The organism is Stenotrophomonas maltophilia group sp. P373 (assembly GCF_053295075.1).
This window is the reverse complement of the sequence record NZ_CM129994.1, coordinates 3,493,710-3,517,639: the sequence shown is the minus strand read 5'-3', so window position 1 is coordinate 3,517,639 and position 23,930 is coordinate 3,493,710. Positions and strand designations below refer to the sequence as shown.

The following is a 23,930-nucleotide window of genomic DNA, read 5'->3' as shown; positions in this document are numbered from 1 at the left end:
CCACACGGAGCCTGCCATGAACAAACTGATCGTCTGGATGCTGCCGTTGAGTGCGCTGCTTGCGCCATCAGCACACGCCAACCTGTCCATCCATCCCATGCGAACCGCGATGGATGCCAAGCGCGGTGCGCAGATCCGCGTCTACTCGCAGTCCACCCGCCCGCAGTATGTACAGGCCAGCCTGCGACGCATCGACAACCCGGCAACGCCCCGCGAACAGGAGCAGGACATCGAGGTTGCCGATTCGGCCATTGCCATCACGCCCGGAAAGTTCGCGCTGTCAGGTGGTGGCAATCGCCTGATCCGGCTGATCCCCCTGCAGCCGGTGCAGAAGGAAACCGCATATCGCGTGTACTTCGAAGGCGTGCGCGGTCCGGAAGGCACTGAACTGGAAAGCAGCGACGACGCTGCGCACGCCGACGTCGGCGTCAGCCTGGTGTGGGGCGCGCTGGTGAACGTGGTGCCCGCCGACGGCGTGGTCAACCTGAGTGTACGCGGCAACACGCTGCACAACAGCGGCACCCTGCGCGTCGGCATCGTCCATGCGGCCGAATGCACGGCCGCCGGCGTCTGCACACCGCACGACCTCTCGCACAGCCTGTACCCGGATGCCGATTTCACCCTGCCGTTCCAGCCGCAGCCGGGCAATTCGCTGCGCCTGCGCTACCGGCTCAGCCAGGACGGCTATCGCGAGCATGTCCAGGACGTGGCCATCCAGTCCAGTTGATCCCCTCCCTGCGTCCCGCGCATGGCGCGGGATGCCTTTTCCGCAAACTGTTAAGGAGAAAGACCATGAATCGAATCTATCGGCGTATCTGGAACCGGGCCAAGGGGTGCTGGGAGGTAGCCAGCGAGCTGGCTGTAGCAAGACACAGTGCTGGCGGGCAGAAGAAACTGTCTGCTTCGCTGATTGCCTCGTTGCTCTTCCTGCTGGGTACTACAGAAGCGTTCGCGGGAGTGACGTACTACGGCTGTTCATCCCTTGATGCTGGCTCCGACTTTCTCCGATGCCTGCCACATGTCGGCCAGACCGACGGAACGTTGTGGGCCAGCGCGGCTGCCGGCGCGAAGGAATACCTGGTCATCGGTGCCGGAACGTATATGAGCGGTAGCTGGGGGGCGGGTTTCGGGCACCAAAGCCGGATCGTTGGCAACTATGGATCCGCGTTTGGCTACAAGGCCAACATCAATGGCGTAGACAGTGTTGCCGTGGGCTACAACGCGACCGCCAATGGTGGTCACAGCACGGTTGTAGGCGCCAATGCCTACGGCAAGGGAATCGGCTCCACCGCATTCGGAAACAGCGCTGCTGCAACGCGTCAGAACGCGCTTGCGGTCGGCAGTGGCTCGTTGTCACAGGGCGAGAATGCGGTCGCAATGGGCGCAAACGCTTTCGCCAATGGCGTTGATGGCGTCGCCCTGGGCAGCAAAGCCTCGGTCGATACCGGCGGCGGCACGTCCGGCATCGCCATAGGTGCTGCTGCGAAGGCCGGGACGCCGGGCTACACCGGTGCAATCGCCATAGGCGGTGGCGCCGAGGCGCGCATTGATAGCGTAGCCCTGGGCTACGGTGCGTCGGCAGCCGTGCAAGGAGCAGTTGCGCTGGGTGTGCGTTCTTCCGCAACCGAAAAGAACACTGTTTCCGTGGGCAGTTCCACGCTGCGACGGCGGATTGTGAACGTGGAAGACGGCCGCATCACGGCGTCAAGCTCAGATGCCGTTACCGGCAAGCAACTGCATGCGATGAACGAGCGGGTCGATGGCTTGATCAAGCAGGATTCCGCGAGTGGCATAGTGCGTATTGCCAACAGCAATACCGGCACGGAAGTCAGCATGCGCAATGCAGTGTTGGCGACGCGAAAAGTGAGTGGCGTTTCTGATGGAACGTTGACGACAAGCAGTACGGATGCCGTGAATGGCCGGCAGCTCAACGCCACGAACTCCAGGCTGGGGACAGTGGAATCGGCAGTGGGAACTGTAAAGGGAGACCTTGCCGACGTCCGTACGCTTGCGCAGTCCGCCACCAACCGTATCGATGCCACCACCCTGGCGCTGGGCAAGGGCGCGGTTGCAGAGTCGGGCAGCTACGGCATCAGCACCGCCATCGGCAACAATGCCAAGGCCTACAACGGTCGCAGTGTCGCACTCGGATTCGATGCGCTGGCCGGCGTCGATGCAGAGGGCAACAAGGTGAACAACCAGAATGCCGGCGTGTCCATCGGTGCAAATACGCGCAGCGCAAACGGCGCGGTCGCGACGGGCTTCCGGGCCATTGCCAGCGGAAACTTCTCCATCGCCGTAGGCGGTGACGCCAATGCGGTCGCCGAGCATGCCACTGCAATGGGGTACTTGAGCAAAGCCACCGCAAAGCAGTCCACAGCGCTGGGACGTGGCAGCGAGGCCACCGCGCAGTTCGCTACCGCGCTGGGCAATCTTGCGGTGTCGGCCAACACCAGCGCCGTTGCACTGGGTGACCGGGCCAACGCCCGCCATGACAATGCGGTGGCACTGGGTGCTGGCGCCGTCACAGCGTCGGTCAACTCCGTATCGGTGGGCAGTGCCACTCTCAAGCGCAAGATCCAGTACATTGCCGATGGCGCGGTCAGCAATGGCAGTACCGATGCCATCACCGGCAATCAGCTGTTCGCGACCAACCAGGCCGTGTCCACCGCGCAGAGCACGGCCACGAGCGCGCAGACGGCGGCCAATGCCGCCAAGGCCGACGCCGCCAAGGCACTGACCGAGACGACTGCGCTCGCCGGCCTGGTCTCCCAGACAGGCGCCACCGGCAATGTCCGCCTGGGCGAGAAGAACAGCGGCACTGTACTGGACGTGCGCAACAGCGCCAACGCCAGCCGGAAGGTTGCCGGTGTAGCGGATGGCACGGTAGGCGCCAGCAGCAATGAAGCGGTCAACGGCAAGCAGCTCAATGCCACCAATGTGCAGGTGGCTGCCGTGGAGAAGGCGGCCGCAGCTGCGCAGGCGGATGCCACGGTTGCGAAGGCAGATGCTACCAAGGCGATGGTCAGCACGACCGCGCTGGAAGGACTGGTCAGCCAGACCGCCGCCAACGGCAATGTCCGTCTGGGCGAGAAGAACAGCGGAACTGTACTGGACGTGCGCAACAGTGCCAACGCCAGCCGGAAGGTTGCCGGTGTAGCGGATGGCACGGTAGGCGCCAGCAGCAATGAAGCTGTCAACGGCAAGCAGCTCAATGCCACCAATGCGCAGGTGGCTGCCGTGGAGAAGGCGGCCACGGCGGCGCAGGCGGATGCAACGGTTGCGAAGGTAGAGGCTGCCAAGGCATTGGTCAGCACGGGGGCGCTGGAAGGACTGGTCAGTCAGGTCGCCGTCAACGGCAATGTTCGTCTGGGCGAGAAGAATAGTGGGACTGTGCTGGACGTGCGTAACAGCGGCAATGCAAATCGTAGAGTCAGTGGACTTGCAGATGGGGTGCTGAGTGATAGCAGCGCCGATGCGGTATCGGGGAGGCAGCTTTTCGAAACGAATGGCCGTGTCTCGTCGCTGGAAAGTAATAGCAAGTTTGTGAGTGTGGGATTCGATGAATTCAGTAGGCAAGCAGATGCAGGAGTGTTGGGCGTGGCAATCGGTGATTCTGCTAAAGCCGGGCGGGATGGGGGAACTGCGGTGGGAGCCTTTTCGGCTGCACTCGGGATCAACTCCGTAGCAATTGGACGCGGTTCCGGCGTTTCTGCTGAATCCTCGAACGGTTTCGCGATGGGCGCTGGTGCTCAGGTCTACGCGGGCGGCGGCGTTGCAGTTGGCGCCGGGGCGGCTGTCGAGGCTGGAGCGTCAGGCTCGGTGGCCATCGGATTGGGATCTGAAGCTACTGCCGCCGACACAGTGTCTTTTGGTAATGCCTCCAATCAACGTCGTCTCGTAAACGTTGATCGTGGCACCGCCGATCACGATGCCACCACTGTCTCCCAGCTAAAGGACTCCCTCGCCACCCTCGGCGGCAGCGCAGGCATGGATGCCAACGGCAACATCATTGCACCGATCTACTCGGTGCAGGGCGGGACGCAGAACACCGTGGAGGATGCGTTGATGGCGCTCGATGGAGCTGTCACCACCGTAGGTCGCCGTGCGGACAAGGTAGAAGGCCAGCTCAACTCGATCTTCCAGGATTCACCCTCGGCCCGTGGCGATGGCATGAGCCAGATCGCGCTGAATGGCGCGAACGGCATGGTGTTGACCAATCTGGCTGACGGTCGGGTGGCGCCAGGAAGCCGTGATGCCGTAACGGGCAATCAGCTGTACGCCGCAGAGCAGAAGATCTCGCAGAATCGAAATGATCTGGAGGCGATGCGCAAGGAGCGGGCGATGGGACCGCAGGCAATGCGTGGACTGGATGCGGGCGTCATCGACTATGGCGGTGCGCGTTTGACTGGTGTGGCCGAAGCGAAGTTGTCGGCTGATAGTCAGGACGTTGTTCGTGGAAGTCAGCTGTACTCAGCCAATGGTCGACTCGATGTTCTGGAGGAGGCTGGTCGATTCCTTAGCGTGGGTGTGGCTCCCGCAACTGTCGGCGCGGAGGCGGGTCTGGCTGGGGTAGCACTTGGAAACTCCGCGAAAGCAGGTGCTGAAGGCGGAACCGCGGTAGGAACACGCGCTCTTGCAATGGGTATGAATTCAGTTGCGCTTGGTCGCGGGTCTACTGTCTTCGAGGGTTCTGACTTTGGCATTGCTATTGGAACTGGAGCTGGTGTGGGAGAGTTTGATGGTGGAACTGCAGTCGGAGGTATTGCTCTCGGCGTCGGTGCGAAGGTCCAGAAGGGGGCCAATGGTTCGCTTGCCTTGGGACTTGGTGCTGAAGCAAACGAAAAAGGAGTTGCGTCATTTGGTAATGAGCTTCTTCAACGCCGCCTCGTAAACATCGCCAACGGCACCGCCAACCACAATGCCGCGACCGTCGGCCAGCTCCGCGGCGCGCTGTCCGCGCTCGGCGGTGAGGTCGATGCCGACGGCAACATCGTCGGCCCCAGCTTCACCGTGCAGGGCCACTCCCAGTCCACGCTCAATGGCGCATTGGAAGCGCTCGATGGCGCAGTGGTCAGCAACCGCTCGCGCGTGAACCAGGTCGAGTCCCAGCTGCGCAGCGTGTTCCAGGACACGCCCTCCGTCCGCGCCGACGGTCTCAACCAGCTCACCCTGGCCGGAACCCACGGCATGGTCATTTCCAACGTGGCCAATGGCCTGATCGCGGCTGGCAGTCGTGATGCAGTCAATGGCGGCCAGCTGCACTCGATGCAGCAGCAGCTCAACGGTCGTATGGATGGGCTCGAGCAGCGCATCGATGCGCCGCAGCCGCAGGCAATGGCGGTGGCTTCAGTGCCCGAACCGGAAGCACCGGTGCCGCAGGCCGAAGGCGGCCAGCAGGTAGCGTCGACCGGCGAAGGTGAGAAGCCCGCGCCGCAGCCGAAGTCGAAGAAGGACGACACGCCCAAGCCGCAGGTCGACACCGCTGAACTGGAGAAGATGCTGGCACGCGCCAACGAGTACACCGATGGCGCGATCAGCAGTTTCGAACGTCGCCTGGACAAGATGGACAAGCGTTTCAACCGCATGGCGGCGATGAGCAGCGCACAGACCGCGATGGCGATGAACACCGCGGGCCTGGCCACCTACAACCGCCTCGGCGCGGGCGTGGGCTACAGCGAGGGTGAGTCCGCGATGGCCGTGGGCTACCAGCGTGTGCTCAACGAAAAGGGCTCGGCCACCTTCAGCCTCAATGGTGCATTCACCAACAGCGGTGAGCGCAGCATGGGCGTCGGCGTGGGCATCGGCTGGTAAGCCATGGAGCCCCGGCGTGACGCGCGTAATCCGCCCCGCCGCGCCGGGGCTCTTGCCGAGGAAATGGCAATGTATCGATGGGTAAGCCGGTTCATCAGCTACCGCACGTTCTATCTGTGGCGGGCACGTTTTTACTACTACACCCGCAATCTGGACCGCTGGCTGCTGTTCGCCCTGCTGTGCGTGGCGGGTGTGGGCTTGGCGGCCTGGTACACCTGGCGGGTATCGAGTGTGCCGCCGCCGCGCGTTCATCCGGAGGCCGCCGCGCTGCGCGTGGAGAACATCACCCAGGAGGCGATCCATCGCATCGTGCTGGTGCGGCATGGCGGCCCAACCCCGGGCGAGCCGTTCACCACCCCGGAGGATGTCCGTGCCGGCACGCTGCGCACGCTGCGGGTGCGGCAGCTGCTGGACAGTGCGATGGTGTGGCAGTTGAAGGCCCACATGCTGGCCGACATCGCGGCGTACATCGATGCCACGGGAAGCTGCTTCCCTTTCCCGTGCTGGCAGGTGAGCCATCGGCTGGAACTCATGCGTGCGGCGGAGGCGGAGAACGCGGCCATCAACCGGGCGCTGGAGCCGGTACTGGAGATCCCGCTGGACAGGATGCCCAACCTCAACGGCGGTGAGCGCGCGCGGATACAGACGGCGTGGTCCGATCCGTTCGGCGATGTCTACAACCAGACCTGGCTGCTGGGTGATCTGCAGAACATGCACGCGCGGATGATGATGGCGTACCCGCAGCGGGTGGGAGCCCCCTGGCTGATGCGCCTGCTTGGCGATGAGACGGAGGAGCAGCACCATGATGTCTGGTAGGGCAACGCACCTCTTGTAGAGCCGAGCCATGCTCGGCTGCTCTTCGGTCAGGTGTCCGGATGCCTGATGCACCGTGCGGACCAACGGTCCGCACCCACCAGAACCCGCGCAGCTGTCACCCGCCGATATACGCGGTGATCTCCGCTTCGGCCAGCAGCTGCCGCAGCTGTGCGACAGACGCGCGCCGCATCGGTTTCTCATCCACCGGCGACAGCGGCGCCTGGCGCAGCGCATCGTACGGCAGTACGGCCAGGTCGAAGGTCAGCTCCTCGGCACTGAACACCCACACCGGCACGTCCAGGCTGCGCTCGCGGTCCATGCGCAGGCGGCGCGTCCGCGATTCAGCGGGAATGCCGTGCTCGTCCAGGAAGCGATGCACGGCTTCCGGGTCGTCGCTGTGCAGGTGCAGCTGCACCGGGCTGTTGGCATCGGCGGTGCCGTCCAGCACCGGGCCGGCCAGCCGTGGGGCGAAGCCGTGCAGGAACTCCAGCGCGCGCATCGCAGCCTCGCGGCGGCGCTGCAGTTCATTGCCGTGCTGGGGCCCGGCGAACAGCCGCTGGTACTCGCGCAAGGCGTCTTCGATCTCGGTGTTGCGGGGCAGGGAGGCATCGTCGTGGATGCCGAGCCGGCTGGCGGCCTTCAACTTGGCCTGGTGGTAGTCGCGGATGCCGCCTTCAGCCATCAGGCGGGCGGCTTCGTGGGCGAGGCGGTGGCGCCGCTCGCGGGTCTGGCTGGCAGCATGCTGGCGGGCGCGATGCATGCGAGGACTCCTGTTGCGACCTGGCTACAGACTAGCGCACGGATGTGACATCCGCGTAGGTATTTCACGGAGGGGAGCAAGCGGGTGCCGTTGATCCTGTAGAGCCGAGCCCACGCTCGGCTGCTCTACGCGGGGCCCGGAGCCGAGCATGGGCTCGGCTCTACAGTCGCATCGGTGCCAACCCACGGTTGGCACCCACTGCACCCTTCCTCAGAAGATATCGAACGCGGCGGCGTCGGCCTGCGGCGTATTGAGGTTCAGGTCGTAGTCGGTCAGGCGATCCATGTCTTCCACCTTCACCCACTCGGTCGCGCCGTTGAGCGTGGCCTGGACCATGCCGCTGGGCGGCTCGTTCTGCGCGATCGGGGTGTCCTTCAGCGCGGTGCGCATGTAGTCGATCCAGATCGGCAGCGCCGCCTTGCCACCGTACTCGCGGTAACCCAGCGAGCGGAAGTCGTCGCGGCCCACCCACACGGTGGTCACGTACGGGCCGCCGAAGCCGGAGAACCAGGCGTCACGATGGTCGTTGGTGGAGCCGGTCTTGCCGCCCACGTCCTCGCGGCCGAGCACCTTGGCCTGCACACCGGTACCGCGCTGGACCACGTCGCGCATCATCGACACCAGCTGGTAGGCGGTGCGGGCGTCGATCGCGCGCGGAGCGGTGCGGGCATCCGGGTTGGCCGGAGCGGCGGCAGTTTCGGTCTTGGCTTCGGCCTTGGCCGCAGCGGCCGGGTCCACCTTCGGGGCCGGGGCGCCGAAGTTGAAGCCATCCACCACCTGGTTGACCGGCTGATCGCTGCTGCCGGCGCAGTCGCGGCAGGCCAGCGCCGGGTTTTCCTTGAACACCAGGTTGCCGTCGCGGTCATTGACCTGGTCGATCAGCCAGGTATCCACGCGCGAGCCGCCATTGGCGAACACCGCGTAGCCACGCGCCACCGACAGCGGGGTCAGCGATGCAGTGCCCAGCGACATCGACAGGTTCGGCGGCAGCTCCGATTCGGCAAAGCCAAACTCGCTGATGTACTTGCGCGCGTAGTCCACGCCCATGCCATCAAGCAGGCGTACCGAGACCAGGTTGCGCGACTGCACCAGCGCTTCACGCAGGCGCATCGGGCCGCGGAAGCCGCCGCCGTCGTTCTGCGGGGCCCAGGTCTTGCCGCGGCGATCGCGGAACACGACCGGGGCGTCGAGCACGATCGAGGCTGGGTTGTAGCCCTTGTCGAAAGCGGCCGCGTAGACGAACGGCTTGAAGCTCGAACCCGGCTGGCGGCGGGCCTGGGTGGCGCGGTTGAACTTGTTGCCGGAGAAGCTGAAGCCACCCACCAGCGCCTTCAGCGCGCCGCTGTGGGCATCCAGCGAGACCAGTGCGGACTGGCCGCGCGGGATCTGGTCCAGCAGCCATTCCCCTTCCTTGGCACCGGCGCGTACGCGCACGATGTCGCCGCGCTGCACCAGCTTGCCAGGGGTCTTGTTGGTCCACTTGGCGGCGCCGGCCGGCAGCACGATCTCGGTGCGGTTGGCCAGCACCACCGTGGCGCTGCCATCGGCCGCGGTGCTGGCGACGATTGCCGGCAGCAGGCCGGCCTGGCCGTACATGCCGCGCAGGTGCTCGGCCAGCGCGGCGGTATCGTCGCCGGCGCCCAGCTGCACCTGCTTCTCCACGCCGTGCCAGCCGTGGCGGTGGTCGTACAGCAGCAGGCCATCACGGACGGCCAGGTTGGCGGCGGTCTGCAGGGTGGAGTCGATCGTGGTGGTGACGTGGTAGCCCTTGTTGACCACATCCCCGCCGAAGCGGGCGATCATTTCCTGGCGCACCAGCTCGGCCACGTAGGGTGCATCGACCTGCACCGGCGGCTCATGCGCGGTGGCGTGCATCGGCACGGCCTTGGCCGCGTCGGCTTCGGCCTGGCTGACGAACTTCAGGTCGGCCATGCGCTGCAGCACGTAATTGTCGCGGCGCTGGCGGGCACGTTCCGGGTTGGAGATCGGGTTGCCCGACGACGGGAACTTGGGGATACCGGCCAGCGAGGCCATCTCGTCCAGGTCCAGCTCGTTCAGCTTCTTGCCGTAATAGAACTCGGCGGCAGCGGCCACGCCGTAGGCGCGGTTGCCGAAGAAACTCTTGTTCAGGTACAGCTCGAAGATCTCGTCCTTGCTCAGCTCGGACTCGATCTTGCGCGCCAGCAGGATCTCGGCCAGCTTGCGGGTGTAGCTGTACTCGGAGCTGAGGAAGAACTGGCGGGCGACCTGCTGGGTGATGGTGGAGCCACCCGGCACGCGCTTGTCGTTGGTGGTGGCCAGCAGCCAGACCGCGCGGCCGATGCCCATGTAGTCCACGCCGCCGTGTTCGTAGAAGCGGGCGTCCTCGGTGGCCAGGAAGGCCTGCTTCAGGCGCTCGGGCACGTCCTTCATGGTGACCGGGGTGCGCCGGGTCTCGCCGAACACCGCCATCAGCTTGCCGTCGGCAGCGTAGACGTACATCGGCTCCTGCATTTCCACGTCGCGCAGGGTCTGCACGTCGGGAAGCTTGGAGGAAACGGCATAGTACAGACCGCCCACGGCGGCCGCGCCGATCAGCGCCAGGACCAGGACAATCAGGAAGATCCAGCGCAGCCAGCGGCGGAGTCGAGTCATCGGGTTCAGATTCCGATTGCGAATTTCGTGGTCGCAGAGTATAGATTACGCAAGGTGGCGGCTGGGGTCGGCACCGGGGAGCGCAAGGGGAACAGTCAGGGGCTGCATGGTGAATCCGTGAGGGATTTCACAGCAGGGCCGTTGCCATTTGCTAAGAATACGTTATTAATGCTCGGACGCAGGTCTTGCGTCCAAGTGCCCGTCGGCAGGGGAGAAACCGTGGGGCTCATCCCAAAAAGTCAGTCGCCGCTTGTAGGCGTCGACATCAGTTCGACTGCGGTAAAGCTTTTGCAGCTGTCCCGCAGCGGCAATCGTTTCCGCGTGGAACATTACGCTGTGGAACCTCTTCCGCCGAATGCGGTGGTGGAGAAGAACATCGTCGAAGTGGAGGCCGTCGGTGAGGCCATCCGCCGGGCGATGAACCGTTCAGGCAGCAAGGCCAAGTTGGCCGCTGCCGCCGTCGCGGGGTCGGCGGTGATCACCAAGGTGATCCCGATGCCGGCCGATCTCGACGAAAACGACATGGAAGCCCAGATCGAGCTGGAAGCGGTCAACTACATTCCGTATCCGATCGAGGAAGTGAACCTGGACTTCGAGGTGATCGGGTCGATCCCGAACAACCCGGAGATGGTCCAGGTGCTGCTGGCCGCGTCGCGTTCGGAGAATGTTGAGCTGCGCCAGTCCGCGCTGGAGCTCGGTGGCCTGCAGGCCAAGGTGATGGACGTGGAGGCCTTCGCGGTCGAGAACGCCTACGCCCTGGTCGCCAGCGAGCTGCCGGTGTCCATCGACGGCGTGGTTGCGCTGGTCGACATCGGCGCCACCATGACCACCCTCAATGTCCTGCGCGGCGGTCGTAGCCTTTACAGCCGCGAGCAGGTGTTCGGTGGCAAGCAGCTGACCGACGAGATCATGCGCCGCTACGGCCTGAGCTACGAGGAAGCCGGGCTGGCCAAGCGCCAGGGCGGCCTGCCGGAAAGCTACGAGATGGAAGTGCTGGAGCCGTTCAAGGAAGCCACGGTCCAGCAGATCAGCCGCCTGCTGCAGTTCTTCTATGCGGGCAGCGAATTCAACCGCGTCGATCACATCGTGCTGGCCGGCGGCTGCGCCGTGCTCGGTGGCCTGCCGGAGATGGTCGAGGAACAGCTGGGCGTGCCGACCGTGGTCGCCAACCCGCTGGCGCAGATGACCCTGGGGCCGAAGGTGAACGCGCATGCGTTGGCCCAGGATGCCCCCGCGCTGATGATCGCGACCGGTCTGGCGCTGAGGAGCTTCGACTGATGGCACGCATCAATCTATTGCCCTGGCGCGCCGAACGGCGCAAGCAACGCCAGCGCGAGTTCTACGCAATGCTGGGCATGGCCGCTGTCGGTGGCCTGCTGTTGTCGCTGATGATCTGGTTCTATTACGACCGCCAGGTGAGCGGCCAGATGGACCGCAACGCCTATCTGGAAGCCGAGATCGAGAAGGTCAAGGAACAGAACAAGGAGATCGATCGCCTCGACGCGCAGAAGGAACGCCTGCTGGCCCGCAAGAAGGTGATCGAGGAACTGCAGGCCAAGCGCTCGCAGATGGTCCACCTGTTCGACGCGCTGGTGCGCACCATTCCCGATGGCGTGGTGCTGACCGCACTGAAGCAGGAAGGGGATGTGCTGACGCTGGAAGGGCGCACCCAGTCCAATGCCCGCGTTTCGGCCTACATGCGCAACCTGGAGACCTCCGGCTGGATGACCAATCCGGAGCTGTCGATCATCGAAGCGCGTGACCCGGAGAAGGACAAGGATGGCAAGGTCGGTCCGCTGGCCGACATCAAGGCGCTGCCCTACGTGTTCGTGGTCAAGGTGAAACTGCCGGCACAGAGCGAAGAGGTCTCGGCGACGCCGGGCCTGAACGCCGATGGGTCGGTGGCGACGGCTCCGCCGGCACCGGTGGCTCCGTTGGCCGCAGGTACGGATGCCGCGACGCCTGCGGCTCCGGCAGCGGGCCAGCCGGCAGCGGCTCCGGCCGCACCGGCCGCTGCACCGCCGGCCACTCCGGCCAAGCCGAACCAACCGGCCGCTCCGGCTGCCGCGCCGGCTCCGGCACCTGCCCCGAAGCCTGAGGGCAGCCGCCTGGCGCAGCCGCCGCAGGCCTTCAATGCGCTGCTGCAGGGGGACCGCGCATGAGCCAGAAGATCGACATCAAGAACCTGGATTTCAACGACATCGGCAACTGGCCGCAGAAGGCCAAGATCGTCTTCTGCTCGTTGCTGGCGCTGGTCATCATGTTCGTGGCGTGGATGCTGCTGATCAGCGGCAAGCGCGAGGAACTGGCCGGCCTGGAATCGAAGGAAGTCGAGCTGCGCACCGAGTTCACCAAGCAGCAGGAACGCGCGGTGAACCTGGGGCCGCTGAAGCAGCAGCTGGCGCAGATGGAGCAGGTGCTGCAGCAGATGCTGCGGCAGCTGCCGAGCAAGACCGAAATGCCCGACCTGATCATCGACATCTCGCAGACCGCGCTGTCCAGCGGCCTGACCAACGAGCTGTTCGAGCCGGAGCAGGAGCAGATCAAGGAGTTCTACGCCGAGAAGCCGATCAAGCTGCGCATGGTGGGCAGTTACCACCAGTTCGGCGCATTCGTCAGTGGCGTGGCCTCGTTGCCGCGGGTGGTGATCCTGACCATGCATGACATCAACCTCAAGCCCAAGGAAAAGACCGGCGGCAACGTCCGCAGCGGTGCACTGGAACTGTCCGGTACGGTCAAGACCTACCGTTACCTGGACGAGACCGAAGTGCAGGCGCAGCAGGCGGCCGACGCTGGCAAGGAGGGCAAGAAGTGATGCGCGCGCAGACCGTACGTGGTGCGATGGTGCTGGCTGTACTGCTGCTGCTGGCCGGTTGCGGCCGTGGCGTGACCAGCACGCCCGGCGACGCACCGAACCTTGAGAAGTGGGTGGAAGGCGAGCGCGCGCGACCGGCGCAACCGCTGGAGCCGCTGCCGGTGATGCAGCAGTTCGAGACCTTTGAATACTCCGCGCAGGGCATGCGCGATCCGTTCACCGATGCCTGGACCAATCCGCAGCAGGGGAACGGCGGATTGCGACCGGACCCGAACCGGCGCAAGGAGCCGTTGGAAGGCTTCCCGCTGGATGCGCTGGACATGGTCGGCACCATCGGTACCGGTGCAGGCACCGTGGCGCTGGTGATGGGGCCGGACAAGGTCACCTACCGGGTTCGCCCGGGCGGTTACCTGGGGCAGAGCGACGGGCGGGTCACGGCGGTCTTCGAAGACCGCGTGGAGCTGATCGAACTGGTGCCGGATGGCGCGGGTGGCTGGCTGGAACGGCCGGCAACGCTCTCGCTTGAAGATCAATGATCGTTTACTGGGGATAGCACGATGACCTTTCACCAAGCCAAGGGGCTGCGTCCCATCCGGCGCTCTACCTTGAACCGTGTCAGCGCGCTGGGAGTCGCGCTGATGCTGGCCTGCGCTCCGGCGCTGGCTGCCGCACCGGCGGAAAAGCCGGTGGGCGCCACCGTGGTACCGGCCGCTGCGCCGGCAGGCCTGTCGGTGGCCAAGATCGATTTCAAGCGTGGCGATGACGGCGCCGGGCGCCTGATCGTGCAGTTCGACGGGCAGGGCGCGATTCCTGACCTGCGCACGCAGGGCAACAGCGTGGTGGTCGACGTCGGCAATGCCCGACTGCCGGCCAACCTGCAGAAGCCGATGAACGTCACCGACTTCGCCACGCCGGTACAGCGCATCGACGCCAAGCCGTCGGGTGCCGGCACCCAGCTGGTGCTGAGTACCGGCGGTGCAGTGGAGTCGCTGGCCTACCAGAGCGGCAACGAGTACGTGGTCGAGATCAGCCCGCGGCAGGCCCAGGCCGCCGTCGGCGCGGTCACCGCCGGCAGCGTCACCCAGGCGGCCAAGGCCGTCGGCCAGCGCGGCTTCACCGGCAAGCCGGTGACCTTCAACTTCCAGGACGTGCCGGTGCGCACCGTGCTGCAGTTGATCGCCGAGGAGTCCAACCTGAACGTGGTTGCGTCCGACTCGGTGCAGGGCAATGTGACCCTGCGCCTGGTCAATGTGCCGTGGGACCAGGCGCTGGACATCGTCCTGCGCGCCAAGGGCCTGGACAAGCGTCGCGATGGCAGCGTGATCTGGGTGGCGCCGCAGGCTGAACTGGCCAAGTTCGAGCAGGAGAAGGAAGACGCGCGCATCGCCATCGAGAACCGCGAAGACCTGCAGACCGACTACATCCAGATCAACTACCACAGCGCCACGCAGATCTTCAAAGCGCTGACCGAGGCCAAGGGCATCGGTGGCAGTGGCGGTGGTGGCAGCGGTGGTGGTTCGGGCAGCTCGTCGCAGGAAGACAGTGGCTTCCTGTCCTCGCGCGGCCGCATCGTGGCCGACGAGCGCACCAACACGCTGATGATCAGCGATATCCCGAAGAAGATCGCGCGCATGCGCGAGCTGATCAACGTGATCGACCGCCCGGTCGACCAGGTGCTGATCGAAAGCCGCATCGTCATCGCCACCGATACCTTCGCCCGCGAACTGGGCGCGAAGTTCGGTGTCAGCGGCAGCCGTGACAACGTGTACTTCAGCGGCAGCCTGGATGCCAATGCCGAGACCCGCAAGTCGCAGGTCGCAACAGACCTGGCCAACGCCAAGGCCGAGCGTGACTGGGAAGCCGGTGGCCGGGTCGGCCCGCCGCCGGTGAAGTCCGGCTCGGCGATCACCCGTGGCCTGAACTGGAACCTGCCGGTGGCCGCCGCCAGCAACCCGGGTTCGCTGGCACTGTCGATCCTCAATGCCGGCTACCTGCTGGACGTGGAACTGTCGGCCATGCAGCAGGAATCGCGAGGCGAGGTGATCTCCAACCCGCGCGTGGTCACCACCAACCAGCGCGAAGCGATGATCAAGCAGGGCAAGGAGATCGGTTACGTCACCATCAGCGGTGGTACCGCTGGCGGCGTGGCGACGCCGAACGTGCAGTTCAAGGAAGTGGTGCTGGAGCTGAAGGTCACTCCGACCATCACCAACGACAACCGCGTGTTCCTCAACATGCAGGTGAAGAAGGACGAAGTCGACCAGCTGATCCAGCTGGAGGGCTACGGCACCGTGCCGTCGATCAACCGCCGCGAAGTCAATACCGCGGTGCTGGTCGAGGACGGGCAGACCGTGGTGATCGGTGGTGTCTACGAGTTCACCGATCGCAACAGCATCAGCAAGGTGCCGTTCCTGGGCGACGTGCCGTTCCTGGGCAACCTGTTCAAGAAGCGCGGCCGCAACAAGGACAAGGCCGAACTGCTGGTGTTCGTCACCCCGAAGGTGCTGCGCGTGGCCAAGCAGAACTGAGCCACCGCTCCGAAGTCTTCGAAGAAGGGCCGCCCTGTGCGGCCCTTCCTCGTTTCCGCCGGTAGATCCACGCCATGCGTGGATGCGCTGTTCAGCCGTTCTTGATGCCAATCGCAAGGCACCCTGCGATGATGTCGGGAACCCGTGCCGTCCTGCGCCGGTCAAAGGCCCCCATGAACCTGCCACCGCCGATGCCCGAAACTGTCTCGCCGCCGCCCGCGCCGGCAACCTCCCGCCTGCATGCGGCATTCACCCAGCTGCGCGATGCGTTGTCGACCGAGATCGTCGGCCAGGCGGCCCTGGTCGAACGCCTGCTGATCGCGTTGCTGGCCGACGGCCACCTGCTGGTGGAGGGCGCGCCGGGCCTGGCCAAGACCACGGCGATCCGTGCACTGGCCTCGCGCCTGGAAGCAGACTTTGCCCGCGTGCAGTTCACCCCCGACCTGCTGCCGGCCGACCTCACCGGCACCGAGATCTGGCGCCCTCAGGAGGGCCGCTTCGAGTTCGTGCCTGGCCCGATCTTCCACCCGATCCTGCTGGCCGACGAGATCAACCGTGCGCCGGCCAAGGTGCAGTCGGCGCTGCTGGAAGCCATGGGCGAGCGCCAGGTTACCGTTGGCCGCCATACCTATGCGCTGCCGCCGCTGTTCCTGGTGATGGCCACGCAGAATCCGATCGAGCAGGAAGGCACGTTCCCGCTGCCGGAAGCGCAGCTGGACCGCTTCCTGATGCATGTGCGCATCGGTTACCCGGACCAGGCCGCCGAATCGGAGATCCTGCGGCTGGCCCGTGAGCGTGCCCGTGGTGCATTGGGCGAGGCCGCGCCGGCGCCAGACAAGATGCCGATGCAGGACGTGTTCGACGCCCGCCGCGAAGTGCTGGACCTGCACATGGCACCGGCACTGGAGCGCTACCTGATCGAACTGGTGCTGGCCTCGCGTGATCCATCGCGCTACGACGCCGGCCTCGGCCGCCGCATCGCATGGGGGGCAAGCCCGCGCGGTTCCATCGCACTGGAGCGCTGTGCCCGCGCGCGGGCGTGGTTGGCTGGCCGTGACTTCGTCACGCCCGACGACGTGCGCGCGGTCGCCGCCGACGTGCTGCGCCATCGCGTGCTGCCCAGCTATGAAGCCACCGCCGAAGGCTGGGACGGCGAGCGCCTGGTGCAGGAGCTGCTGGCCCGGGTGCCGGCACCCTGAGCCTGCGCATGACCGATCCATCCGTGGAACAGGCACCGTCTGCGCTCGAAGGTGACGGGCTGCGCCCGCAGCTGGCCGAACTGGTCGCGCTGCGCCGGCTGGCACAGCGTCCGCCGCCGCCGCGCCGTGGCCGCACCGGCAACGCGGGCCAGGCACCGTCCCCGCTGCGCGGCCGCGGCATGGAGTACGCCGAGTCGCGCGAATACGTGGCCGGCGACGACGCGCGCCACATCGATTGGCGTGTGACGGCGCGCACCGGTCGCGCCCATACCAAACTGTTCCAGGCCGAACGCGAACGAGTCAGCCTGATCGTGGCCGATACCTCGCCGGCGCTGTACTTCGGCACCCGCGTGCGCTTCAAATCGGTGCAGGCCGCACGCGCCGGTGCTGTTGCCGCGTGGTCGGCGCAGCGCCGTGGCGACCGCGTGGGCGCATTGCGTGGCAGCGACCGCGAAGCGCCGATCGCTCCGGCAGGTGGGCCACGCGGCGTGCTGCGCGTGCTCGACGCGCTGACCCGCTGGTACGCACAGCCGCCAGCCGACGATCTGGGCCTGGAGCGCGCGCTGGACCATGCCGGTCGCGTGCTGCGCCCGGGGGCACGCATGCTGGTGCTGGCCGATCCGCAGCAGGCCATCCGCATTCCGCCCGCGCGCTGGAGCGCGCTGGCCCAGCATCACGACCTCAGCCTGGTGCTGCTGGTCGATCCACTGGAGCTGCGGCCACCGTCGGCGGCGTTGCAGTTCCAGACCGCGCAGCAGCGCATCGGTCTCGACCTGCGCCGCAGGGAAGTGCAGGCGCACTGGCAGGCGCACTTTGTCGAGCCGCTGCAGGAACTTCGGCGCCAGCTCGGCGCACGCCGTGTCGACGTGCAGGTGCTGTCCTCCGATGCGCCCAGCGACGCCTGGCTGGCGCCGTCGCCGACCGAGGTGCCGGCATGAGCGCCGCGCTGCCGTTGCGCGATGTGCAGCTGCCGCCAGCACCGTCATGGTGGCCGCCAGCCCCTGGTTACCTGATGATCGGCGCGGTGGTCGTGCTGGTGCTGCTGGTGATCGCCGTGGTGATGTGGCGACGTCGCCGCCGCCGCCAGCGCTGGTTGCAGCTGTTCGATCAGGAACTGGCAATCGCCCCCGACGCTACGGCCGAACTGGCGGCCATCGCGGGACTGCTGCGCCGTGCCGCACGCCATGCGAAGCCGGGCAGCGAATCACTGCGCGATGACGCCTGGTGGCAACGCCTGGACCCGCAGGGCACGTTGCCCGATGCGCGCCGCAGCCTGTTGGCCGAAGGCGCCTATCGCCCGCGCGTCGACAGCAAGGACGTGGCCGCTGTGCGCAGCTGGGCCCGCGAACGCTATCTGGCGATGCTGCTGGAGCGCAGCCGATGAACCTGTGGACGACCTATTGGCCATGGCCGGACCTGCAGCTGGCGTGGCCGCTGGCCCTGCTGGCCCTCCCGATGCCGCTGCTGATGCGCTGGTGGAAGCGCCGTGCAGAACCCGGCGCCGCACTGCGTGTGCCCTATGCTGCCGCCGAGCTCGAAGCCCTGTCTGGTGGCGGCCGTGTTGACGCGTCGTGGCTGCGCACGCTGCTGCTGTGGCTGGGCTGGTGTGCACTGTGCATCGCGCTGGCACGACCGCAGCAGCTGGGCGAAGCCATCACCCCGCCGCAGCAGGGGCGGCAGATGATGCTGGCGATGGATGTGTCCGGCAGCATGGGCGAGGGCGACATGGTGCTGGGCGGCCAGGCGGTCGATCGCCTCACCGCGGCCAAGGCTGTGCTGGCCGACTTCCTGGATCGTCGTGCCGGCGACCGCGTTGGCCTGCTGATCTTCGGCGACCGCGCCTATACGCTCACGCCGCTGACTGCGGACCTGGCCAGCGTGCGCGACCAGCTGCGCGACAGCGTGGTCGGCCTGGCCGGGCGCGAGACCGCCATCGGTGATGCCATCGGCCTGGCGGTCAAGCGCCTGCGTAGCCAGCCGGAGGGGCAGCGCGTACTGATCCTGTTGACCGATGGTGTCAGCAATGCCGGTGTGCTGGAACCCCTGCGCGCTGCGGAAGTCGCACGCGCCGAAGGCGTGCGCATCCACACGGTTGCGTTTGGCGGCGATGGCAGCATGCGGTTGTTCGGCATTCCGATTTCCACCGACCAGGATCCGGTCGATGAGGCCACTCTGAAGAGGATCGCCAGCATGACCGGCGGCCAGTTCTTCCGCGCGCGTGATACCGCGCAGCTGGCCGGCATCTATGCCGAGCTCGATCGCCTGGAGCCAGTGGCCGCAAAGGGCCCGAGCCTGCGCCCTCGCGAGGAACGCTATGCGTGGCCGTTGGGCCTGGCATTGCTGCTGGGCGCATTGGCATGGCTGTGGCCGGAGCGTCGCCGATGATCGCGTTTGCTTCGAATCTTCCCGACTGGAACGCGCTGCACTTCCTGCGGCCCGAGTGGTTGTGGGCACTGCTGGCGCTGCCGCTGATCATCGCGTTGGCGCTGTACCGGCAACGGCGCAGTGATGCGTGGCGGCAGGCGGTGGATGCACATCTGTTGCCACATCTGCTGGCCGCCGGCGCGAAGCGTCGCGTGCGCCTGCCATGGGCGCTGCTGCTGGGCTGGACACTGGCATCGCTGGCGATGGCCGGGCCGAGCTGGCGGCAGCAGGCGCAGCCGATGTTCCAGGCCAGCGCACCACTGCTGGTGGTACTGGACCTGTCCAGCCGGATCAGCGCAACCGATCTGCCACCGTCGCGCCTGCTGCAGGCGCGCGCGAAAGTAGGCCAGCTGCTGCGCGCGCGCCAGGGCGGGCAGGTGGGCCTGGTGGTGTATGCCGATGATGCCTACACCGTGGCGCCGCTGACTGATGACGGCCGCAATGTTGCGCTGTATCTGGATGCGCTGTCGCCGGACGTTATGCCACGCGATGGCCAGCGTGCCGACCGCGGCATCGACTGGGCAACACGGCTGATGCGGCAGATCGGTGCGCTGCAGGGGCAGATCCTGCTGGTCAGCGACCAGGCGGATGGTGAAGCTGCACTGGCGGCAGCGCAGGCACGCAGCCTGGGCCTGCAGGTGTCGGTGCTGGGCCTGGGCACGCCTGCCGGTGCGGCCTACCGCGATGGCAGCGGGCAGATCCGCCAGGCTGCGCTGGATGAGGGCAGCCTGCGCGCGGTGGCCACTGCCGGCGGCGGCCGCTATGCACGCATCTCCGCCGATGACAGCGATCTGCGTGCGCTCGGTGTACTCGACGCGCGCGAAGGCACGGCGGCGCAGCGGCCGGGCGAAGGCAAGCAGTGGCGTGACGAAGGCTTCTGGCTGCTGCCGCCGGTGATGCTGCTGGCATTGCTGGCCTTCCGCCGTCGTGCGCTGCTGGCCGCGGTGCTCGCGGTCGGCCTCGTGCCATGGATGAATGACGCGCAGGCGCAGGCACCTGCGACGCAGGCCTCGCAACCCGCGCAGGGCACGCTGTGGAAGCGTAGCGACCAGGCGCAGCATCAGCGCCTGGCCGAGGGGGTCCAGGCTTACCGCAAGGGCGACTTCGCCACTGCGCGCAGGCAGTTCGAGGGTATCGACAGCGATGCCGGCTGGTACAACCTGGCCAACACGCTGGCACGCGAAGGCAACTACGACGAAGCGATCGCCGCCTACGACCGCGCGCTGGCGTTGCATCCCGGTATGGCCGATGCGGTCGCCAACCGTGCCGTGGTCGATGCCGCGCGCAAGCGCAAGCAGTCGGGTGGCAAAGGCCAGGATCAGCAGAAGCCACCGCAGAACGGGCAGCAGAAGCAGCAGAACGATGCCCCGGGCCAGCAGAACCCGCAGGGCCAGAAGCCGCAGCAGGGCCAGCAGAATCCCGGCCAGGGCCAGCCGCCGTCGGGCCAGCAGGGGCAGCCCAAGGCGGGTGACGACAAGAACCCGTCGAGCCCGCAGCCCGGCGAGCGCGGCCGCGATGGCCAGCAGGCGCCACCACAGGTGGAGGATGCCAAGGCACAGGCCCAGGCCGATGAGCAGCAGCGCCAGCGGATGCAGCAGGCGATGCAGCAGGCACGCGAGGGCGAGGCTGGCAAGGACGGCAAACCCGTACCGGGGGGGGAGGGCCGCACGCCGCGCGAGCGCGAGGAGCAACAGGCGGTGGAAGCGTGGATGCGGCGTGTGCCGGATGATCCGGGCGCGCTGCTGCGGGCCAAGTTCCAGCTGGAAAACGAACGCAGGAAGAGGGAAGGGCGATGACGCGGGCGATCAACATGCACGGGCACTGGTCACGGCCGGTACTGGCGGCGCTGTTGCTGTGGCTGCCGCTGCTGGCCTGGGCGCAACCACGCGCCTGGCTGGACCGCGACCGCATCGCGATGGGTGATACGGTCACCCTTAATGTCGAGAGCGATCAGGGCGCTCCCGACTTCACGCCATTGCGCACCGACTTCGACCTGAGCGGCCAGACCAGCAGCCGCCAGGTGGAATGGAGCAATGGCAGCATGCAGCAGCGCAACCTGTATGGCGTGGCGCTGACGCCGCGGCGCAGTGGTGCGCTGGTGGTACCGGGCCTGCAGGTGGGCAGTGTGCGCACTGCGCCGCTGACGCTGCAGGTCGATGCGGCCGCCGTGGCCGGGCCTGACAGCAATGCGATGGCCTTCATCGAAACCCTTGTCGATGACGATACGCCGTACGTGCAGCAGAGCGTGGGCGTGGTGGTGCGGTTGTATTTCGCCTCGCAGCTGGCCTCCGGCGAGCTGGTGCTGGATACCCCGGCGGGCGCGTCGTTGCAGCGCGTTGGCGACGACCGCACAGATGTGCGCCAGGTCAACGGGCGCCGCTACAACGTGGTCGAACGACGTTTCCTGCTGATCCCCGAGCGCAGCGGCACGTTGCGGCTGTCCGGTGCGCGTTTCAGCGGGCGCAGCGCCGGAGGTTTCTTCGATGACTTCTTCGGGGGCGGCGATGGCCGCATGAATGCCACTGGCGCAGACCGCACGTTGCAGGTGCAGGCACAGCCGGCACAGGCGCCGCAGCCGTGGTTGCCCCTGCAGAGCCTGCAGCTGCGCTACACCAGCGCGCCCACCAGTGCCCGTACCGGCGAGGCAGCCAACGTGGTGGTCGAAGCGGTTGCCGAAGGCGCCACCCGAGCACAGTTCACCGACCTGCCGGTCCCCGATGTCGGCAACGCAGCGCAGGTGTTTGCCGAACCGGCACAGTACGAAGAGACCTTCAACGGCAGCACGCCGCGCCTGAAGATCACCCGCCGCTATTCGATCGTGCCGCGCCAGCCGGGTTCGCTGGTGGTGCCGGGACCACGCCTGCCCTGGTGGGATGTGCGCAACGGCAAGGCACAGGAAGCCAAGCTGCCGGACCTGACGCTGGCCGTTGCGGCCGGTACCGGCGCTGCCACTGCCTCGCCGGCAGCGCTGCCACCGATCGACACCGCTGCCGCGCTGCCGGGCAGCGATGGACAGGATGCGCGTATCGCCGCGACCGATCCACGCGCCAGCGGCCTGTCCGAGCGTCCGTGGCCGTGGATGGCGGCGGCCATTGGCCTGGCGCTGCTGTGGCTGCTGACCCTGTTGTGGGGCTGGCAGCGAGGCCGACGCCCGCGTGTGGCGGCGCCTGCAGCCGGCACGCCCTCTGTGCCGACCGTGGTGAGCGGGCGCGCGGGCCTGGCCGAACTGCGCCGCGCGCTGGATGGTGAGGGTTTCGATCAGGTGGAGGCGCATCTGTGTGCGATGGCGGGCGTGGAGCGCATCGAGCAGGTGATCGCCCGGCTGGATGACCCGGCCCAGCGCCAGGTGTTGCTGGACCTGCAGCAGGCGCGCTGGGGCGGGCAGGGCGAACTGGCCCCTTTGCGCACGCGCCTGCGCGAGGTCTTCCGTGACGGACCGCACTGGTCGGCGGCTAAGGGCACCGCCGAAACTGGCCTGGCGCCGTTGTATCCAACGCGGCGAACCTGAACCGGCGCCGCTTGCGCGCTTTGTTAGAGTGCATTCATTTTTCGAGGAAACCCGCGTATGACAGCAGCTGCTGCCGACAAGAAGAAGTTGCCCCTGCATTGGAAGATGGGCATCGGCTTTGCGATCGGCCTGGTCCTGGGACTGATCGTGCACGCCCTGGGCGGCAGCGTCGATGGTCTGCAGGCCGGTGCCAAGTGGGTCATGGACTACGTCACCACCCCGGCGTCGGGCCTGTTCCTCAACCTGATCTTCATGCTGATCGTGCCGCTGATCTTCTCGGCGCTGATCATGGGCGTATCGGAGATGGGCGACATCCGCGCCCTCGGCCGCATCGGCTGGAAGACCCTGGCGTATACCGTGCTGCTGTCCGGCATTGCCGTGGGCATCGGCCTGGTGCTGGTCAACCTGCTCAAGCCGGGCGCGGGCGTCGATCCGCAGGTCGCCGCCATGATGCTGTCGGAGAACGCCGAGCGCAGCAAGGAAATCGTCGCTGGCATCCATGGCACGCCGAAGGGCATGGACATGCTGCTGTCGATCGTGCCGAGCAACGTGCTGCAGGCCGCGTCGGACAACGGTGCGATCCTGTCGCTGATGTTCTTCGCGCTGATGTTCGGCATCGGCATGGTGCTGACCGACAACGAGAAGGTCGCCCCGCTGCGCCGCGCCATCGAAGGCGTGTTTGAAATCTCGATGACCCTGATCAACCTGGTCATCCGCCTGGCCCCCTATGCGGTGGCCTGCTTCATGTTCAACCTGGCCGCGCTGTTCGGCTTCGAGCTGATCATCCGCCTGGGCGCCTACGTGGGCGTGGTGGTGCTGGCGCTCGGCCTGCACATGGTCGTGACCTACGGTACTGCCGTATGGCTGTCTGGCCGCTCGCCGCTGTCGTTCTTCCGCGATACCCAGGAAGCGACGGTGATGGCGTTCTCCACCGCCTCCAGCAACGCGACCCTGCCGACCGCACTGCGCGTGGCCGACCAGATGGGCCTGCCGCAGCGCGTGTCGCGCTTCGTGCTGACCGTGGGCGCCACCGCCAACCAGAACGGCACCGCGCTGTTCGAGGGCGTGACGGTGATCTTCCTGGCCCAGTTCTTTGGCGTGGACCTGAGCATTGGCCAGCAGATCATGGTGATGGCGGTCTGCATCCTCGGCGGCATCGGCACGGCGGGCGTGCCGTCGGGCTCGCTGCCGGTGGTGGCGATGATCTGCGCGATGGTCGGTGTGAATCCGCTGGGCATCGGCCTGATCCTGGGCGTGAACCACTTCCTGGACATGTGCCGTACCGCCCTGAACGTGACCGGCGACCTGGCCCTGACCACGTTGGTGGCCAAGGGCGAGTCGCATGACGGACCGGCGCTGGGCACGCCCCTCGATTGAACGCGCCCTGAATGCCATGGATACTATCCCGACGCATGGAAGGCGTCGGGATTGG

Annotated in this window: 17 protein-coding genes; 15 read left to right on the top strand and 2 right to left on the bottom strand. The window is 66.6% G+C overall.

Features of this window, described 5'->3' with window-relative positions; all coding sequences use genetic code 11:
* Positions 1–16: 16 nt before the first annotated feature.
* From ACSYHF_RS16275 to ACSYHF_RS16265, 3 genes are all read left to right on the top strand, one after another.
* Complete coding sequence (locus tag ACSYHF_RS16275; RefSeq protein ID WP_188247712.1) at positions 17–727, top strand: pilus assembly protein; 711 nt, start codon at positions 17–19, stop codon at positions 725–727.
* 65 nt (positions 728–792) lie between these two features.
* Positions 793–5,814: an ESPR-type extended signal peptide-containing protein gene (locus ACSYHF_RS16270; protein ID WP_188247711.1), complete on the top strand. Its 5,022-nt coding sequence runs from the start codon at positions 793–795 to the stop codon at positions 5,812–5,814.
* Positions 5,815–5,883: 69 nt separating this feature from the next.
* Positions 5,884–6,630 (top strand): hypothetical protein, encoded by a 747-nt coding sequence (locus tag ACSYHF_RS16265; RefSeq protein ID WP_005418933.1) that lies wholly within the window; start codon positions 5,884–5,886, stop codon positions 6,628–6,630.
* Positions 6,631–6,745: 115 nt separating this feature from the next.
* Here ACSYHF_RS16265 and ACSYHF_RS16260 read toward each other — a convergent pair whose 3' ends face one another.
* A complete protein-coding gene (locus tag ACSYHF_RS16260; protein ID WP_005418931.1) occupies positions 6,746–7,390 on the bottom strand; it encodes a hypothetical protein in 645 nt (214 codons plus the stop codon).
* A 210-nt stretch (positions 7,391–7,600) separates the two neighbouring features.
* The gene (locus tag ACSYHF_RS16255; protein ID WP_065179086.1) at positions 7,601–10,024 is read right to left on the bottom strand and encodes a penicillin-binding protein 1A; all 2,424 of its coding nucleotides are present in this window, start codon (positions 10,022–10,024) and stop codon (positions 7,601–7,603) included.
* Between the two features lie 219 nt (positions 10,025–10,243).
* On the opposite strand from ACSYHF_RS16255, the gene ACSYHF_RS16250 reads away from it, so the two are divergent.
* From ACSYHF_RS16250 to ACSYHF_RS16195, 12 genes are all read left to right on the top strand, one after another.
* The gene (locus tag ACSYHF_RS16250; protein ID WP_014038321.1) at positions 10,244–11,302 is read left to right on the top strand and encodes a pilus assembly protein PilM; all 1,059 of its coding nucleotides are present in this window, start codon (positions 10,244–10,246) and stop codon (positions 11,300–11,302) included.
* Positions 11,302–12,186, top strand: coding sequence for a PilN domain-containing protein (locus ACSYHF_RS16245; protein WP_414604156.1), 885 nt, complete (start codon positions 11,302–11,304; stop codon positions 12,184–12,186). Before ACSYHF_RS16250 ends, ACSYHF_RS16245 begins: the two co-directional genes overlap by 1 nt.
* Positions 12,183–12,839 (top strand): type IV pilus inner membrane component PilO, encoded by a 657-nt coding sequence (pilO, locus tag ACSYHF_RS16240; protein WP_005418916.1) that lies wholly within the window; start codon positions 12,183–12,185, stop codon positions 12,837–12,839. Before ACSYHF_RS16245 ends, pilO begins: the two co-directional genes overlap by 4 nt.
* Positions 12,839–13,375: a pilus assembly protein PilP gene (locus ACSYHF_RS16235; RefSeq protein ID WP_262221990.1), complete on the top strand. Its 537-nt coding sequence runs from the start codon at positions 12,839–12,841 to the stop codon at positions 13,373–13,375. Before pilO ends, ACSYHF_RS16235 begins: the two co-directional genes overlap by 1 nt.
* 21 nt (positions 13,376–13,396) lie before the next feature.
* Complete coding sequence (locus ACSYHF_RS16230; RefSeq protein ID WP_138952622.1) at positions 13,397–15,367, top strand: type IV pilus secretin PilQ; 1,971 nt, start codon at positions 13,397–13,399, stop codon at positions 15,365–15,367.
* 173 nt (positions 15,368–15,540) lie between these two features.
* Positions 15,541–16,566, top strand: coding sequence for an AAA family ATPase (locus ACSYHF_RS16225; RefSeq protein ID WP_005418911.1), 1,026 nt, complete (start codon positions 15,541–15,543; stop codon positions 16,564–16,566).
* Positions 16,567–16,574: 8 nt separating this feature from the next.
* Positions 16,575–17,504 (top strand): DUF58 domain-containing protein, encoded by a 930-nt coding sequence (locus tag ACSYHF_RS16220; protein ID WP_447575807.1) that lies wholly within the window; start codon positions 16,575–16,577, stop codon positions 17,502–17,504.
* Positions 17,501–17,950 (top strand): DUF4381 family protein, encoded by a 450-nt coding sequence (locus tag ACSYHF_RS16215; protein WP_329915711.1) that lies wholly within the window; start codon positions 17,501–17,503, stop codon positions 17,948–17,950. Before ACSYHF_RS16220 ends, ACSYHF_RS16215 begins: the two co-directional genes overlap by 4 nt.
* Positions 17,947–18,951, top strand: a complete 1,005-nt coding sequence (locus ACSYHF_RS16210) for a vWA domain-containing protein (RefSeq protein ID WP_188239634.1) — start codon at positions 17,947–17,949, stop codon at positions 18,949–18,951. The genes ACSYHF_RS16215 and ACSYHF_RS16210 overlap by 4 nt, the downstream gene beginning before the upstream one ends.
* Positions 18,948–20,786 carry a VWA domain-containing protein gene (locus tag ACSYHF_RS16205; RefSeq protein ID WP_188247708.1) on the top strand — a complete coding sequence of 613 codons (1,839 nt, stop codon included), beginning with the start codon at positions 18,948–18,950 and terminating at the stop codon, positions 20,784–20,786. The genes ACSYHF_RS16210 and ACSYHF_RS16205 overlap by 4 nt, the downstream gene beginning before the upstream one ends.
* A complete protein-coding gene (locus tag ACSYHF_RS16200) occupies positions 20,783–22,498 on the top strand; it encodes a BatD family protein (RefSeq protein WP_329915712.1) in 1,716 nt (571 codons plus the stop codon). The genes ACSYHF_RS16205 and ACSYHF_RS16200 overlap by 4 nt, the downstream gene beginning before the upstream one ends.
* Before the next feature lie 57 nt (positions 22,499–22,555).
* A complete protein-coding gene (locus ACSYHF_RS16195; protein ID WP_005418900.1) occupies positions 22,556–23,875 on the top strand; it encodes a dicarboxylate/amino acid:cation symporter in 1,320 nt (439 codons plus the stop codon).
* Positions 23,876–23,930 lie beyond the last annotated feature (55 nt).

Excerpts from the sequence above, each read along its gene's own strand:
- ACSYHF_RS16225 (WP_005418911.1), top strand. The coding sequence starts at position 15,541 with ATGAACCTGCCACCGCCGATGCCCGAAACTGTCTCGCCGCCGCCCGCG.
- ACSYHF_RS16270 (WP_188247711.1), top strand. The coding sequence starts at position 793 with ATGAATCGAATCTATCGGCGTATCTGGAACCGGGCCAAGGGGTGCTGG.
- ACSYHF_RS16260 (WP_005418931.1), bottom strand. The coding sequence starts at position 7,390 with ATGCATCGCGCCCGCCAGCATGCTGCCAGCCAGACCCGCGAGCGGCGC.
- ACSYHF_RS16220 (WP_447575807.1), top strand. The coding sequence starts at position 16,575 with ATGACCGATCCATCCGTGGAACAGGCACCGTCTGCGCTCGAAGGTGAC.
- ACSYHF_RS16265 (WP_005418933.1), top strand. The coding sequence starts at position 5,884 with ATGTATCGATGGGTAAGCCGGTTCATCAGCTACCGCACGTTCTATCTG.
- pilO (WP_005418916.1), top strand. The coding sequence starts at position 12,183 with ATGAGCCAGAAGATCGACATCAAGAACCTGGATTTCAACGACATCGGC.
- ACSYHF_RS16205 (WP_188247708.1), top strand. The coding sequence starts at position 18,948 with ATGATCGCGTTTGCTTCGAATCTTCCCGACTGGAACGCGCTGCACTTC.
- ACSYHF_RS16275 (WP_188247712.1), top strand. The coding sequence starts at position 17 with ATGAACAAACTGATCGTCTGGATGCTGCCGTTGAGTGCGCTGCTTGCG.
- ACSYHF_RS16200 (WP_329915712.1), top strand. The coding sequence starts at position 20,783 with ATGACGCGGGCGATCAACATGCACGGGCACTGGTCACGGCCGGTACTG.
- ACSYHF_RS16215 (WP_329915711.1), top strand. The coding sequence starts at position 17,501 with ATGAGCGCCGCGCTGCCGTTGCGCGATGTGCAGCTGCCGCCAGCACCG.
- ACSYHF_RS16195 (WP_005418900.1), top strand. The coding sequence starts at position 22,556 with ATGACAGCAGCTGCTGCCGACAAGAAGAAGTTGCCCCTGCATTGGAAG.
- ACSYHF_RS16230 (WP_138952622.1), top strand. The coding sequence starts at position 13,397 with ATGACCTTTCACCAAGCCAAGGGGCTGCGTCCCATCCGGCGCTCTACC.
- ACSYHF_RS16210 (WP_188239634.1), top strand. The coding sequence starts at position 17,947 with ATGAACCTGTGGACGACCTATTGGCCATGGCCGGACCTGCAGCTGGCG.
- ACSYHF_RS16245 (WP_414604156.1), top strand. The coding sequence starts at position 11,302 with ATGGCACGCATCAATCTATTGCCCTGGCGCGCCGAACGGCGCAAGCAA.
- ACSYHF_RS16255 (WP_065179086.1), bottom strand. The coding sequence starts at position 10,024 with ATGACTCGACTCCGCCGCTGGCTGCGCTGGATCTTCCTGATTGTCCTG.
- ACSYHF_RS16235 (WP_262221990.1), top strand. The coding sequence starts at position 12,839 with ATGCGCGCGCAGACCGTACGTGGTGCGATGGTGCTGGCTGTACTGCTG.